The sequence below is a fragment of the Acinetobacter sp. AND/436 genome (assembly GCF_049546925.1).
Taxonomy (GTDB): Bacteria; Pseudomonadota; Gammaproteobacteria; order Pseudomonadales; family Moraxellaceae; genus Acinetobacter; species Acinetobacter indicus.
Genome location: NZ_JBMXBO010000039.1, coordinates 1 through 1,127 on the forward strand (window position 1 = coordinate 1; position 1,127 = coordinate 1,127).

Annotated in this window: 1 protein-coding gene; it reads right to left on the reverse strand. The window is 44.5% G+C overall.

Annotation, left to right across the window (positions count from 1 at the left end; genetic code table 11):
* Positions 1-1,020 (reverse strand): ISNCY family transposase (locus ACPEPR_RS13780; protein WP_423562562.1); only part of this gene is annotated, 1,020 nt, incomplete at its 3' end.
* Positions 1,021-1,127 lie beyond the last annotated feature (107 nt).

The window sequence follows — 1,127 nt, forward strand, 5'->3', positions numbered from 1 at the left end:
TTCTTCTTTATTTTCCAGCAGATAGACGCATTTATCATAAGTAATCGTCAAGCTATTCGTGACTCTGCGAGGTTCACGCCAAGTAAAAATATCATCTAACTCTTCGGCTGTTTCCATGATAGGCCGATGTAGATTCTTAGGATTAAAAGCCATCTTGGCGAACTTCTGATTGAACTGCTCAATGAAGCAGGGTAGCCAGACATTAGCTTGCTCAATCGAACAGATGCCTTTCAGGCGCATCTCCTTGATCAGACGGTCCTGAAGGGTTCTGTTGGCCCGTTCCACACGGCCTTTGGCCTGCGGTGAATTAGCGAAGATGATATCGATATTCAGGGTGCTGAGTACACGTCCAAACTGGGTAATCTTGGTGTCTTTCTTGCTGCTTTGATTCACTCTAAAGACTGAATGTTTGTCGCTGTAAAACGCTAAAGGCTTACCGTGCTGTTCGACATATAAGCGTGTTGAAATCATATAGTCAAAGGTTGATTCTGACTCACAGAAGCGTAAATGCTGCAATTTTCCTGTAGCATCATCGATAAACACCAGCAGACAGCATTTAGCAGCGCGTCCTTCAAACCAGTCATGGTGTGAGCCATCAATTTGGATCAGTTCACCAAAGCAATCCCGGTTGTAACGAGGCTGATACGGTCGTTTCAGGCGCTTGGATCGAGGCATCCATAAGTCAGCTGCAATCATCCAAGAACGCAGGGTTTCTACTGAAAGATCGAATCCATGTACGGTGGTGAGCTTTTCATGCGCTAAAGTGGGTCCGAAACCATGGAGTTGGTCAGAAACAATATTGAGGCACTTGAGTCTGAGTTCTTCAGGAAGTTTAGAATTGCTGATTTGGCCACGACCGGCATGGGCTAATGCAGCTGGACCTTGGGCTTTGTATTTCTGCAGTAAGCGTCTGATCTGACGTTCTGAAATATGAAGTAGCTGAGCAGCTTGGGATTGAGTTATGCGTTGATCGCAGATTTCCTGCAAGACCGACAATCGTTTAAGTTCTTTATCCGACATAGACACCAACATATCAAACCGTCCGCTAAGAAAATTGCAAAAGTGCATATTCTAAAAGCGGACATTTTTACTTTGGAGAAACCGGACATTTCTATTTTGGAGTTACA